The organism is Bacillus cereus group sp. BfR-BA-01355 (assembly GCF_022663675.1).
GTDB lineage: Bacteria > Bacillota > Bacilli > Bacillales > Bacillaceae_G > Bacillus_A > Bacillus_A thuringiensis_S.
This window is the reverse complement of the sequence record NZ_JAKUFY010000002.1, coordinates 117509-132158: the sequence shown is the minus strand read 5'-3', so window position 1 is coordinate 132158 and position 14650 is coordinate 117509. Positions and strand designations below refer to the sequence as shown.

Here is a 14650-nt window from a genome sequence, read left to right as displayed (position 1 = left end):
TTCCTCTACATAAAAGAATTTGAAAATGTAGAGCACTTTAAAATAGAATTAGAAAAATATATAGATTATTATAATACGAAACGGATTAAGGCAAAATTAAAAATGAGCCCGATACAATACCGGACTCACTTTTATCAAGCTGCCTAATGAAATAACCGTGTCTAACTTTTAGGGGTCACTTCATTATTATGACTGCTCTTTTTTATGGTAAGAAGTACAACCTGGGTAAGAAGCGGGCTTATACTACAGATAGTATTTGAGGAATATCGAGTTTTATTCACAAGGCGTAGTTCTATTCTAATAATAGAGATGTTGCCTAAGTACAGTGTTTTTTATTAAACTTAATAATTTTTTCCGTTTTGATTTTGTTTCTTAAATATAAGAATAAAAATTATTTTCATGCTTAATGTATCTTTTAGTCTACATATTTTCCATAATCGGGTAAAGCGATTTTATCAAATTCTTGAACGAGTGTTTTGAGGCTTGTTGATAGCAATTCACCCGACATCGGTATCCCATGTCCAGTAACAGCGGTTAGAGGCTTTAACTTCTCTAGCTTAATAACTGACTCTTTAGCGGCTTTCCAGTCTGTTGTTAAATAACGAGGCGGACCGCTTATTTCCTGTTCTTGAGTTATTACTTTATACAGATACTCCTGTTTCACTGTAACAAAAGCGTCCCCAGCAATTAAAGTTCGTTCTTTTTCTCGGAATAATGAAATATGCCCTGGAGTATGTCCTGGTGTATGAATCCATCTAAACTCTGGCATATGGGGAACAGTTCCATCGGTAGGTAGCGCTTTTACGTTATTTCCTAAGTCAATTGGTTCGTTGGGGAACAGAGGAGACATTTTTGCTACCATACCACCTTCAACTGTAGGGTCTGGTTCTGGATAGCTTTGTTGTCCGGTCAGGAACGGTATCTCCATCTGATGTGCATAGACGGGAACATCCCAATACTTGATGAGTTCAATTATTCCCCCAACATGATCAAAATGGCCGTGAGTTAAAATAATGGCTTTTGGGCGACTATTGGTACCAAATCGATCCTCAGCGATAGAGATAATTTTATTTGCACATTTAGGCATTCCAGCATCAACTAAAACAAAATCATTGGTCTCAGGATTTCCAGCAAAGCATATATTGACGATTTGAATCTTGTAACAAAATAAATCAGGCAATACTTCAATGCCATGACCACTTTCAATTGAAGTTGCTGGAATAAACTTGTAATCACTTCCATAATTCATTTCATTGTCCAATTTTTCTCCCCCTTAATATATTTTAATACGACATTATAGTTCCCTAATCTTGAAAATTCATTTTGGCGAATTTGAGAAAAGAATTAATGTGGGATTAAAAAACAATAATTTAATCCTAGAATTAAGAGAGATTCATATCAATTTATATAAAGTGCAAACAGGAAATATTGATTTTACAATTGTAGTTTCTACTATTTTTTGAGGAGGGATTACGAGTTAATAAAAGATTCATCTGGATATTATAATGTAAGTTTATACAAAAATTACATAACAGTAGCTGATATAAATCCATTAAATAAGACGATTACTTGTATCGATGCTTTTCATAATCAAAGAATGTTTAAGTTTGGAGATATAATTGAAGTGAATTCGAGGGGATAAATAAAAAAGATTATCTCTTCCTAACTTAATTATATCATGTAAATCAAGTTCGAAATAGACTGTTTCTTCTCATTTACTACTGATACAATCAAGAACACAAGTAAAGTAAGGAGAGATGTTACATGAGTTCTTTCGTTCTCGATTTTCAGGAAATAGAAAACACGTACCTTTCACTTGTCGGTGGAAAAGGTTTGAATTTAGGGGAGTTATCCAACATTCAAGGGATACAAGTGCCAGAAGGATTTTGTGTTACAACGATAGGGTATGAAAAGGCCATCGAGCAAAATGAAGGGCTTCAAATTTTGTTGCAGCAGCTAACGATGCTAAAAATTGAGGAACGAGGTCAAATTTGTGAAATTAGTAAGAAGATTAGAGAAGTCATTATGGCGGTGGAAATTCCAGTTGATGTAGTGGAATCAGTAGCTCATCATCTCTCTCGCTTTGGCGATGAACATGCGTATGCAGTGCGTTCGAGTGCTACTGCTGAAGATTTACCGTATGCCTCGTTTGCTGGTCAACAAGATACGTATTTAAATATTATTGGAAAAGAAAGCATTTTGCAGCATATTAAAAAATGCTGGGCTTCTTTATTTACAGATCGAGCGGTTATATACCGAATGCAAAACGGTTTTGATCATAATCAAGTTTCTATATGTGTTGTCGTTCAAAAAATGGTTTTCCCTGTGGCTTCAGGGATTTTATTTACTGCCGATCCGATTACTTCGAATAGGAAGGTGTTGTCAATCGATGCCAGCTTTGGACTTGGCGAGGCGCTAGTATCTGGATTGGTTTCTGCCGATAATTATAAGGTAAAAGAAGATGAAATCGTCGGAAAGGTCATCGCAACGAAAAAATTAGCCATCTATGGACGAAAAGAAGGCGGAACAGAGACAAAGAAAATTGCTCCTAATCAGCAAAAAGTTCAAACACTTACTGAACAACAAATTTTACAACTAGCACGCATCGGAAGACAAATCGAAGTTTATTTTGGTTGTCCGCAAGATATTGAATGGTGTTTAGTTGATGATACATTTCATATAGTCCAAAGCAGGCCGATTACGACTTTATATCCAATTCCAGGAGTAAATGATGGGGAAAATCATGTGTATATATCGGTTGGTCACCAACAAATGATGACCGATGCGATGAAACCACTTGGGTTATCTTTTTTCTTGTTAACGACTAGTGCTCCTATGCGTAAAGCGGGAGGCAGGTTATTTGTTGATGCTACGCAACAATTAGCTTTACCTGCTAGCAGAGATTACTTAATAAACACTTTAGGAAAATCGGATCCACTCGTAAGAGATGCATTAACGACTATAATCGAGCGAGATGATTTTATTCAATTGTTACCGGATGATGAAAAAGGAAAGAGTGCTAGTAAAAGTAAGCAACCTGCAAGTTCGCAAACAGAAATCGAAAATAATACGGCAATCGTTACGAATTTAATACAGAATAGTCAAGAATCGATCGAAGAGTTAAAACGAAACATGCAAACGAAATCAGGTGTGGATGTATTTGATTTTATTTTGCAAGACATCCAGCAATTAAAGAAAGTATTATTTAACCCGCAAAGTATAGCTGTTATTATGGCTGGTATGAATGCTTCAACATGGATGAATGAAAAGATGGAGCAATGGCTAGGTGAAAAAAATGCAGCAGATACACTTTCTCAATCCGTACAAAATAATATTACTTCAGAAATGGGTTTAGCATTATTAGATGTTGCAGATGTGATTCGGCCGTATCCAGAAGTCATTGCGTATTTACAGCATGTAGAAGATGACAGCTTTTTAGATGAATTAGTTCAGTTTAAAGGCGGGGAAAAAGTTCGGGATGCAATCGAGGCGTTTCTAAGCAAATATGGAATGAGATGCAGCGGAGAAATCGACATTACGAAAACGCGCTGGAGTGAAAAGCCAACAATCATTATCCCGATGATTTTAAATAATATAAGAGACTTTGAAGCTGGCGCTAGTAAGCGAAAGTTTGAAGAAGGACTACAGGAAGCTTTGAAAAAAGAAGAAGAGTTAGTAGATCGATTACAAGACTTGCCGGATGGAAAACAAAAAGTAGAAGAAACGAAGCGAATGATTCGCAACATCCGTAATTGTATCGGTTATCGTGAATATCCAAAATACGGCATGATTAATCGTTATTTTATATATAAGCAGGCGTTATTGAAAGAAGCTAAGCAACTTGTGCAGAGCGGGGTCATTCATGAAGTCGATGATATATACTACTTAACTTTTGAAGAACTTCACGAAGTCGTCCGCACAAATAAACTAGATTACGAGCTTATTCATAAGCAAAAAAATGAGTACAAATTATATGAAAAACTAACGCCGCCGCGAGTTATGACGTCTGATGGAGAAATCATTACAGGTAAATATAAACGAGAAAATCTCCCAGCTGAAGCAATAGTAGGTTTGCCTGTTTCTTCTGGAGTGATTGAGGGGAGAGCACGCGTTATTTTAAATATGGAAGACGCGAATTTGGAAGAGGGAGATATATTAGTTACGGCATTTACCGATCCTGGCTGGACACCTTTGTTTGTTTCTATAAAAGGGTTAGTAACAGAAGTCGGTGGGCTTATGACGCACGGAGCAGTAATTGCACGTGAGTATGGATTACCAGCAGTCGTCGGAGTAGAGAATGCTACGAAACGAATAAAAGACGGTCAACGAATTCGGATACATGGAACAGAAGGGTATATTGAAGTGTTGTAAGTAAAAGAGCATCCACTATTATAGTGGATGCTCTTTTATTATATAGCTGACTTATTTCTTTAAACCAGCCGCATAAAAAGGTCCATGAACTGCAATAGTTGATAAAAAGCGAGCAATCTCCTCAGGTGTTTCTTTTTGTCCGTTATTTAACCATTGCTGTATGACACCTATATGTGCAGATGCCATATAAGAAGTTAAGTATTCGCTTGGAACAAGTAAATTTTCCTTATTAATGAGAGGACCATTCGTATCTTCAAATAATGTTTTCCACATAAAATCTTTCAGTTTTGTTTGGAAAGATAAATCTCCATTTGGGCTAAGCACAGCTCTCATAAAACCACTATTTTCATTTAGAAATTCAAGAATAGAAGTGATAAGTATAAATGGCATTGTTGGAGAAGGATTTGTTCCAAGATCAGCAATAACTTCCGGGAATTTCTGTTTGGCAATTTTAGAAAACTCGTACATAATGTCTTCTTGGCATTTTGTCATTAAATCAAATTTATCTTGATAGTGCGCATAGAAAGTACCGCGATTAATGTTTGCTTTCGTTGTAATATCTTTCACTGTAATGGCGTCAAAACCTTTTTCTTCAATTAGCTCCACCAATGCATTTCGTATGGCGGTTTTCGTACGAACAACACGCAAATCTAAATTGCTATCGCGCAACGCATGTCCCTCCTTAATTTTACTCAACACATTTAGAAAATGTGTCTTATAACCGACACATTCCCGATTTTTGATTATTGTATATGGTTCAACTCGAACATATAATTCAAAATATAAATAAACAACACGTTGTTGATTATTATAAATCAAATTAAAGGAGGAAAAAAGAAAATGTTTAAAAATAAACTTTTATTTTTATCACCAGTTATTGCACTGCTTGTTGTTTTTATTTTTTCATTAACGTTATTTCCAACTGTTCAACCGCAGCCGAAAAACTTGCCAATTGCAATTGTAAATGAGGATCAAGGTGTAGAAATTCCAAATCAACCGAAAATGAATATGGGGCAAACAATTGTTGATACGGTGAAAAAATCATCGAAATCAGATGAAGAACCTGCGGTAAAGTGGGTAGAAGTGAAGAATAAGGAAGCAGTTCAAAAAGGGCTAAATAATAAAGAGTATTATGCAGCGTTAGTCATTCCGAAAGAATTTAGTGCAAAACAAGCATCGTTACGAACACCACAGCCATCTTCACCTGAGATAGAAATATATATTAATCAAGGAATGAATACGGCTGCATCAACTATGGTAGGGCAAATATTACAGGCGATCGTTGATAATATGAACAATAATGTCCGTACACAAATATTAGAAGGGTTGAAAACAAAAGGAGCTACTGTAACAACAGACCAAGCTGAGAAATTAGTAACACCTATTGTAAAGAACGTGAAAAATGTGAATGAGGTCGGCAAAAATAGTGCGAACGGTAACTCACCAATATCATTGTTCCAACCGTTATGGATTGCAAGTTTAGCTAGTGCAGCGATTATTTTTATTGCGATTAGTAAAATGCCAGTAAGCTCAAGAAAAGAAAACTTTCTGTTAAAAGTAAAACAAATCGTAACAGGAGCTATTGCGACACTTGTAATTGGGTTTGGTCTTACATGGATTGCAGATGGGATGGTAGGGTTAAATATTTCGAACTTCACGGATACAGCTCTATTCTTATCTATTACTTCTTTTAGTTTCTTCTTAATGATATCTGCGGTACTTTCATTAGTTGGACTAAAAGGAATCGGTTTATTCGCTTTATTACTATTCTTCGGAGCGCCGTTATTATCGTTAGCACCTGAGATGTTGTCTCCGTTTTATCAAGACTGGGTTTACTCATGGTTACCAATGAAATTTATGATTGAAGGCCTAAGAGAAATCTTCTTCTTCGGAAAAGGATTAAGCTGGAATACACCTGTTACTGTACTCGTTTGGATTGGTATAGTAAGTATGGTTACTATATTAGCAACTACATTCAAACGTAGTGTAGTAAAAGGGCATAAAACAGAATTGAACGCTTAAAAAAAGCCGTTTCACTAAATTAGTGAAACGGCTTTTTTGTGATGAAATCTAAAAGCTGAAGAATGAGTATCTGCTGTTGTCGCCTTAGAATTAAGTCGGAATCTCTAAAAATCGCGTACGTTCCAAACAATCTCACCACGTTCATCATCCCACGTACTGTGATGACGCTTAAATCCTATCTTTTCTAGTACCCGGAGTGAAGCGATATTCCAAGCGCCTACAGTCGACCAAAGTCTATGGCGCCCAGTAGCAATCGCAGCGTCCAGTACAACGGATGCCGCCTCAGTTGCATAACCTTTACCATGGGCGCTGCGGAACAACTCGTATGCAATCTCCGGCTCTTCAAGTGTGGAACGACCGATAATTAAGCCGCAGTATCCGATGAAATCGCCTTCATTGCGCCTTCGAATAGTGAGAAGGGAAATGCCATTTTCCTCTGCCTTCTTGCGCATCTCAATGAGCCGGTTACGAACGGAATCAACGGCTGGAATGTCCACACCACGTTCGCCAATTAATTTGCTCAGCCAAACGGAATCGGATTCCTCCCACATACTAAGCTCAAGTCTTTCGGTTTTCAGCTGGAAGGCCATAGGTTTAAATAAAGATGGCATAGTGGTACCTCCTAGTTATATGACTGGATTCATAATAGCTTCGCATCTCAACACCACATCTGGTTGGAAACCTGATTCATTCGCGAATTTATAGCAACAGCGTACAAAAAAATAGTGATATTTTATCCGCTATTTGCCGTGTAGTAAAATCCCCATTGATTATAGTTTCACTTTATGAATAAGCAATTCCTTTGCAAAATAGACCCTTTTCTCAAACTTTACTTTCAATCTAAAGTCGTCCCGTTATATACACAGGCTCCTACTATTTCTAAATGCATAAAATGTTAAGCGAAAGTATGGAGGGATACGATGTATAATTCGAATTATTATGATTGGTATAGACAAAATGATAAGTTGATTAGTGATATTGAAAAAGCTATAAACGGAGAGTATAGCGCTATAAGCTGCTATGCAAAATTAGCGAATATGGCTCCAAATCAAGTAGAACAAAAACAAATTCTTGAAATTCGTAATGATGAAATAAAGCATTTTCACAACTTTGTACAAATTTATACGAGTTTAACTGGTAGGCAGCCAAAACCACAAATTACTGAAGACTGCCCAAATACGTATTTACAAGGATTAGAGTTCGCTATACAAGATGAACAAAAAACAGTAGATTTTTATTTGGAAATTTCAGATGAGACATCGGATGCACATCTGAAAGAGTTGTTGCGGAGAATAGCTGCGGATGAACAAAATCATGCAGTATGGTTTTTATATTACTTCGTGAAGTCGAAGTGAGCATTAAGAATGAACGACTGATGTGGTGCATATATTAAAAAATATTTTAAAACGTAGTGCAACAATTGAATGAAATATTTAAATGTAAGCAGAAGGAAACCGTTTCGCTAGTAGTGGAGCGGTTTTTTTATGATGTACATATGTATCGACAAAATATAGTAATTACATTTGATATATAATGTATGAAATGAAAATGAATAAGTTAGGAGCAAGTATATGAAAAGAGGGATTACAGTAGATATTCTAGATGGATATGATAATTTACTTTGGAAAGTATTAAAGCCAATTGATATTACTGTATTTGATTGGCAAGTCATGGGAAGGGAGGAAGCTTATATAATAATAGGGAATGAATTAGGTTCAGAATTATTTTCAGAAGATAACGAGATCATGGAAGGATTAGAATTAAAAAAGCTAATAAAAGATAACATATATTATCTTTTATTTTTAGATTTAAAAGCATGTCCAAAAGGAGAGGTACTAGGAGAAATTGCAACATTTGAAGAATTTAAGGAGAGTAAGTGTGAAGTAGTCGTATTAGTAGCGGATGGTGAGTATATACAAATTTATGCGAAAAACCAAGAAGAGATTGAAATGATGTATGAAAACGCAGTGAATCAAGGATTTTATGTAGAATATATTACAGATGAAAATGATGGAAGGACGCATTTGTCAGTATGGTAGCAATTTGAAAGGGGAACGGCAATATGGAGAGAAATATAAGTAAAGAACATGAAATTCGAATTGCTACTGAAATTGAAAGTGATAGTATTCTCCTTTTATTAAAAGAAGTAGCGCAATGGCTACAATATAAAGAAGTGGATCAGTGGCAGTATCTTTTAGGAGAGGAAGCTACGGCTGAAATACTAGAATGTATAAGAGAAAAATATACATATGTTGTTCTGAAAGAAGATGAAATAGTTGGTACGGTTACAGTTTCTCCTAAACAAAATGAATGGGATGAACATATTTTTGGTAAAGAGGAAGTTTCTAATTCATTATATATTCATAGATTTGCGGTGAAACGGAAGTATAAGGGAAATGGAATAGGCGAATGGATTTTACAGTGGGTAGAAGAGAATGTGCAATGTGATAAAGAGTATTTGAAGTTAGATTGTGTGGGGCATAATCGTACGTTGAATGATTTTTATAAGAAAAATGGTTTTGAATATGTTGGAAGTACGGATGGGCTTAGTAAGTTTCAAAAGAAAAGGAGAATGTGAATGCATCTAATTAATGTAAGTTTAGTTGAAAAGTTAATACAGGAACAGTTTCCCGAATGGGCCCATTTAGAAGTGAAACCTGTAAAGTTTAGTGGGCATGATAATAGGACGTTTCACTTAGGGGATGAGATGAGTGTAAGATTGCCAAGTGATGTGGCATATGCACCGCAAGTAGAGAAAGAAAATAAGTGGTTACCACTATTAAGTAAGAGGCTTTCTTTACCGATTTCTACCCCACTTGCGAAAGGAAATCCGTCTGAAGCGTATCCATTGCCTTGGTCTATTAATAAGTGGATAGAGGGGGAAACAGTTACGAAACAAAACGTTCGTGATTTAAATGAATTTGCAGCGGATTTAGGATCTTTTTTAGTAGAATTGCAATCTATTGATGCGAGTAACGGACCTTTAGCTGGAACACATAATTTTTACCGGGGCGGACTTATATCGGTATATGATGAAGAGGCGAGAGTTGCTATTGAAAATAATAAGGATGTTTTTGACGAGGCATTATTAAAGCACCTTTGGAATGTAGCACTTAGTTCAACATGGGACCGTAAGCCAGTTTGGGTTCATGGAGATGTAGCGCCAGGGAATTTACTCGTTAAAGATGGAAAGCTTTGTGCTGTAATTGATTTTGGTATTTTAGGAGTAGGAGATCCTGCATGTGATGCGGCGATGGCTTGGACATTTTTTGATGAAAATAGTAGAAACGTATTTAAAGAAGTGTTACGTATGGACGAAGAAACATGGAATAGAGCGAGAGGATGGGCACTTTGGAAGGCGTTAATTACGTATGACGCAAATAAGGATAGTAATGAGAGGGTGGCAGAAGAATCTTATCGTATCATTCAAGTGATTGTGGATGATTATAAAGGGGAATAGAAAAGCCTATTTCAAAATAGGTTTTTTCATATGATTAAATAGTAGAAACGGAAAGAAGGAATATAACATAATTATACAGAATATTTAGATGATAGGAGGTGTCGAATTTTGAGTGAAATTGAATTAAAGAGCAATATAATTAAGGTAGGGCGAGAGAAGGGGATTATTCTCCGGTTTATACTTGCTAGTCTCGTTGGAGTGTTTATGTTTTTCGTTCCTGTTACGATAAACGGTGCATCGTCTATTATGATTGATCACATCGTATCGTGGATTAGGGCTTCGGTTCCTGACGTAGTACCTTATTATGCATTATTTGTTATGGCAATTGGTGCGATTTATCCATTTTATACGAAGAAATGGAATGCATCTATCGTAGACATTTGTTTTTCTATTTTAAAAGTAGTTGGCGTTGTTTTTGGCATATTATATTGTTTAAAAGTAGGACCAGCTTGGTTCTTTGCGCCAGATGTTGGACCGTTTTTGTATGAGAAGCTAGTCATATCAGTAAGTTTGCTCGTTCCAATTGGCTCGGCGTTTTTAGCGTTATTAGTCGGATATGGATTGCTTGAATTTATCGGTACATTTTGTCGTCCGATTATGAAGCCATTATGGAATACGCCGGGGAGATCGGCAATCGATGCAGTTGCGTCCTTCGTTGGAAGTTATTCGCTTGCTCTCCTTATTACGAATCGCGTGTATAAAGAAGGAAAGTATACGACAAAAGAAGCGGCGATTATCGCTACAGGATTTTCTACAGTATCCGCTACATTTATGATCATCATCGCAAAAACATTAGATATTATGCATTTATGGAATGTTTATTTTTGGACTACGCTTGTTGTAACATTCATCGTGACTGCTATCACCGTAAGAATCCCACCCCTCAGTAGAAAACCAGATACATATGTAACAGAAGAAGGGTTCCCAGAGCCTGTTTATAAAGAGAAAATGTTGGAACGTGCTTGGGAAGATGCGTTAGAAGTATCAAAGTCTGCACCGAGCATTATGAAAAATATTGCAGTGAATTTAAAAGACGGATTTATTATGACAATGGGAATTTTACCATCCATTATGTCAGTAGGATTAATTGGTATCGTCTTAGCGAAGTTCACGCCAATATTTGATTGGATCAGTTATATTTTCTATCCGTTTACATGGCTATTACAATTACCGGAAGCAGACTTAGCTGCTAAAGCGGCATCCGTTGGTATTGCAGAAATGTTTTTACCGTCATTATTAGTTGTAAGTGCGCCACTTGTGACAAAGTTTGTCATTGCAGTTGTTTCCGTATCATCTATACTGTTTTTCTCCGCTTCAATTCCTTGTATATTATCAACAGATATTCCGTTAAAAGTATCTGAACTTATTATTCTGTATGTGCAGAGAACGATTTTAACGTTACTTATTATTACGCCGATTGCTTATTTGTTGCTTTGAACTATAATGTAAGTTCTAAATATATGACGTTTACTAACTTGTGTAAATGAATATTTATTGTAAAATCGTAGGTAGTGCAAAATTATAAGTGCGATGCTTGAATAAAGGCATCGCATTTTTTATTTTTAGATGTACTATATGTTTATGGTATTAATTTATTTTTATGTATATATTAATAAAACGATGTTAATGATATGATATAGTAACAACAAAGGGGGCTTAAAAATGGAAATTATTCACGAAAGAGCAAAGTTGCGGTTAATGGATAATACTGATGTCGAAACTTTGTTTTCGATTGTAGAAGGAAATCGGGATATTTGGGCGTATTTAATCTCTAAAATGGATAGTGTGCAAGATATGCAACAATACGTTCAAAAAGCGATAAAGGGTTACGGAAGAGGTACTCAAATACCTTTCATAGTCGTAGATCAACAGTCGAATAAGATTGTAGGAAGTACACGTTTATATAATATTTCAGTAGAAGATAAGACAGTTGAGTTAGGGCAAACGTGGTATCATCCGAGTGTGCAACGTACGAGTATAAATACAGAGTGTAAGTATATGCTTCTTCAGTATGCTTTTGAAAAATTGCATATGCTGAGAGTGCAAATTAAGACGGATGCAAGAAATGAAAAAGCACAACGAGCAATTGAAAGGTTAGGCGCAGTAAAAGAGGGTGTGCTTCGAAATGAAAGAAAATTACCGAATGGTTATGTGAGAGATGCGGTGGTGTACAGTATTATCTCGAGTGAATGGCCAGGCGTAAAAGAACAATTGTTAGAAAAATTAGAGTTGTATAAAGAAAAGTTATAATTCGTGTTTTGAAAGGTATATTGTTCGTGAGATATGAAAAATATACCTTTTTTCTTACAAAATGCTACTTTATTTTAATTCCTTTTGTTTCATCGTTCCCTTCTGAGAAAAAATTCGTTACAATGTAGTTGTATGGTAATAAACTTATGAATTTAAAAAATGTAATGAAAACCGCAAATGAAAATGAATTGATAATCCTCAATTTTAAATGAAAACCCTTTTATACATAAATAACAAGTAAAGTTCCTTCTTTTTAAATAAACTCAAACAAAACGATTTGATATAAATGTTTTTTATAGAAGTATGGATGATGTACGGAGGCAATTACAAATGAAAGAAAATAAGAAGAGTAAGAAAAGACGAATCTTTCAAGTATTTTTACTAATGATTTGTTCTGCTATTTTATATGTAAGTTATGCAGCTTACGATATTTGGAGTTATCGTTTTAAAGCAAATGATGACGTGAAAACGGATGCTGGTATCGTACTAGGAGCAGCTTCATGGAACGGAAAACCATCTCCTGTATTTAAAGAAAGAATTAATCATGCGATTTCTTTATATAAGAACGGAAATATTAAAAAGATTATTTTTACAGGTGGTACAAAGTTCGAGGCAGAACTTGAGGAAGCACGTACTGCAAGAGTATATGCAATGAAACAAGGTGTAAAAGAGGAAGATATTTTAATTGAAACTAAATCCCTTTTCACTGAAGAAAATTTAAAAAATGCGAAGCAAGTTGGAATAGAGAACGGCATACAAACATACACGATTGTAAGTGATCCACTTCATATGAAACGCGCAATGAGAATCGCAAAACATATTAATATTGAAGCGTATGCTTCACCAACGCCGACATCAGCATATAAAACGTTAGATACAGAAATACCATTCTTCTTTAAAGAATTATTCTCGTATATTGGATATGTAACCTCTTTGCCGTTAAAAGCATTGAAGGGAGACTAATAAGAAAAGAACCTATCGTTAAATAGGAACTTTTCTTATTAGTCAAAAACATTGTATTTTTATCGGAATAGTGAAACAATAGAGAGGTAGCTTCATACAATCATAATGACAAAATGAACGGTTTATGAATCGAGCATAAAGTGAAACTTTAATCAGTGGGTGGGTTTCCCACTGATTATTAGTTGAACCAATCGGGCGTTTACGGGCAGTTGATCTCCCACCTAACTTCCTTTGCTTCACCTGAATTTTTAGGTGGGAGTTTTACTGCCCGTTAATGCGGGATAAAGGAGATTATAGTATGGCACTCTCATTTGTTGAAACAGAAGAACAGTCTTTAATTATTGAGAAAATAAATAAATCGATTCCGAAGTTCATGGAAAGGGAGCATCAGCTAAGTGAATTAGGATCATTTCCGTATGAAAATATAAATGATTTGAAAGATATCGGATATACGAAATTAACGTTACCGAAGGAATTTGGTGGTAGTGCCATTTCTTTATATGACTTCGTTTTATTTCAAGAGAAAATCGCGGAAGGCTGTGGAGCTACTGCATTATCGATTGGCTGGCATCTTGGCATTGTGAAAGAATTAGCGGAAAATCGCTCTTGGAATGATGAGATGTTCAAATGGTTTTGCGAAGAAGTACGTAATGGTGCGCTCTTTAACAGGGCAGCAACAGAACCGAAAACAGGGAGTCCGACGCGTGGCGGCAAACCAGAAACAATAGCGGTTCAACAAGGCGAGAAGTGGGTTATAAATGGAAGAAAAACTTTTACAACGATGGCGCCAGTACTTGATTATTTTATTATTTCAGCAAGTATGGAAGGCCAAGAAGAAGTTGGTGAGTTTGTTATTCCAAGAAATACACTCGGTGTATCTATTGAAGAAACGTGGGATAGCGTTGCAATGCGAGGGACTGCTAGCCACGACCTTGTCTTACAAAATGTAGAGATAGACAACCGCTTTTTTACGGATGTAAAAGGCGGGAAAGTGAAACAAAAGGGTATTGGCTGGTTGCTACATATACCAGCATGTTATTTAGGAATTGCACAATCAGCAAGAAATTATGCAGTTCAGTTTGCGGGATCATACAAACCAAATAGTTTAAACCATTCTATTAGTTTATTACCGAATGTTAGAAGATTAGTTGGAGAATTAGAACTTGAGCTTATGCAAGCTCGTGTCTTTTTATATCAAATTGCGAAAAAGTACGATGAGGCAGAAGATAAACTATCACTGCAAGAAGAATTAGCAGCCGTGAAATATGCTGTAACAAATGCGGCGATATCCATAGTGGATAAATCAATGCGCATCGTAGGAGCAAAAAGTTTATCAGAAAAAAATCCGCTCCATCGTTACTATTTAAACGTCAGAGCAGGATTACACAATCCACCGATGGATGATGCAACATTGTCTATGCTGGCGGATGCGGCGTTTCGGTCGTAGTTTTTAAAGCTTATATTTTATTGTTTATGGATAAAATAGTTGTTTTGAAAGCACGGGTTTGATTAGTGATCAAATCCGTGCTTTTTATGTGTATGAAGTACTTGGTTGAGATGTAGGTTTTTAATATAAATGATTAT

General features: G+C 35.9%; 14 protein-coding genes. 11 read left to right on the top strand and 3 right to left on the bottom strand.

Annotated features, from left to right (window positions below; all coding sequences use genetic code 11):
• On the top strand, positions 1–147 hold a 147-nt coding region (locus MR167_RS01735), incomplete at its 5' end, for an IS3 family transposase (protein WP_242313753.1).
• A gap of 268 nt (positions 148–415) precedes the next feature.
• On the opposite strand, the gene MR167_RS01730 is transcribed toward MR167_RS01735, so the two are convergent.
• A complete protein-coding gene (locus MR167_RS01730; RefSeq protein ID WP_242313749.1) occupies positions 416–1261 on the bottom strand; it encodes an MBL fold metallo-hydrolase in 846 nt (281 codons plus the stop codon).
• A gap of 503 nt (positions 1262–1764) precedes the next feature.
• Between MR167_RS01730 and ppsA the strand changes: the two genes are divergently transcribed.
• Positions 1765–4371 (top strand): phosphoenolpyruvate synthase, encoded by a 2607-nt coding sequence (gene ppsA / locus MR167_RS01725; protein WP_000094221.1) that lies wholly within the window; start codon positions 1765–1767, stop codon positions 4369–4371.
• A 51-nt stretch (positions 4372–4422) separates the two neighbouring features.
• On the opposite strand, the gene MR167_RS01720 is transcribed toward ppsA, so the two are convergent.
• The gene (locus tag MR167_RS01720) at positions 4423–5040 is read right to left on the bottom strand and encodes a TetR/AcrR family transcriptional regulator (protein ID WP_001205691.1); all 618 of its coding nucleotides are present in this window, start codon (positions 5038–5040) and stop codon (positions 4423–4425) included.
• Between the two features lie 171 nt (positions 5041–5211).
• Here MR167_RS01720 and MR167_RS01715 point away from each other — a divergent pair, with 171 nt between their 5' ends.
• Positions 5212–6393, top strand: a complete 1182-nt coding sequence (locus tag MR167_RS01715) for a YhgE/Pip domain-containing protein (RefSeq protein ID WP_000475847.1) — start codon at positions 5212–5214, stop codon at positions 6391–6393.
• A 104-nt stretch (positions 6394–6497) separates the two neighbouring features.
• Here MR167_RS01715 and MR167_RS01710 read toward each other — a convergent pair whose 3' ends face one another.
• Positions 6498–7004: a GNAT family N-acetyltransferase gene (locus MR167_RS01710; RefSeq protein ID WP_001139518.1), complete on the bottom strand. Its 507-nt coding sequence runs from the start codon at positions 7002–7004 to the stop codon at positions 6498–6500.
• Positions 7005–7313: 309 nt separating this feature from the next.
• On the opposite strand from MR167_RS01710, the gene MR167_RS01705 reads away from it, so the two are divergent.
• The 8 genes from MR167_RS01705 to MR167_RS01670 all read left to right on the top strand — a co-directional run bounded on the left by MR167_RS01705 (position 7314) and on the right by MR167_RS01670 (position 14513).
• Complete coding sequence (locus MR167_RS01705) at positions 7314–7748, top strand: ferritin-like domain-containing protein (RefSeq protein ID WP_000282834.1); 435 nt, start codon at positions 7314–7316, stop codon at positions 7746–7748.
• Positions 7749–7964: 216 nt separating this feature from the next.
• A complete protein-coding gene (locus MR167_RS01700) occupies positions 7965–8432 on the top strand; it encodes a DUF2691 family protein (protein ID WP_098900501.1) in 468 nt (155 codons plus the stop codon).
• A gap of 23 nt (positions 8433–8455) precedes the next feature.
• Entirely contained in the window at positions 8456–8971 is a 516-nt protein-coding gene (locus tag MR167_RS01695) for a GNAT family N-acetyltransferase (RefSeq protein WP_000440746.1), read from the top strand.
• Positions 8972–9853: an aminoglycoside phosphotransferase family protein gene (locus tag MR167_RS01690; RefSeq protein WP_000550180.1), complete on the top strand. Its 882-nt coding sequence runs from the start codon at positions 8972–8974 to the stop codon at positions 9851–9853.
• 108 nt (positions 9854–9961) lie between these two features.
• Entirely contained in the window at positions 9962–11290 is a 1329-nt protein-coding gene (locus tag MR167_RS01685) for a YjiH family protein (protein ID WP_242313747.1), read from the top strand.
• A gap of 225 nt (positions 11291–11515) precedes the next feature.
• Positions 11516–12103, top strand: coding sequence for a GNAT family N-acetyltransferase (locus MR167_RS01680; protein ID WP_000402585.1), 588 nt, complete (start codon positions 11516–11518; stop codon positions 12101–12103).
• 330 nt (positions 12104–12433) lie between these two features.
• Entirely contained in the window at positions 12434–13066 is a 633-nt protein-coding gene (locus MR167_RS01675; RefSeq protein ID WP_000662215.1) for a YdcF family protein, read from the top strand.
• Positions 13067–13364: 298 nt separating this feature from the next.
• On the top strand, positions 13365–14513 hold the full coding sequence (locus MR167_RS01670; protein ID WP_001218371.1) for an acyl-CoA dehydrogenase family protein: 1149 nt from the start codon (positions 13365–13367) through the stop codon (positions 14511–14513).
• Positions 14514–14650: the final 137 nt, after the last annotated feature.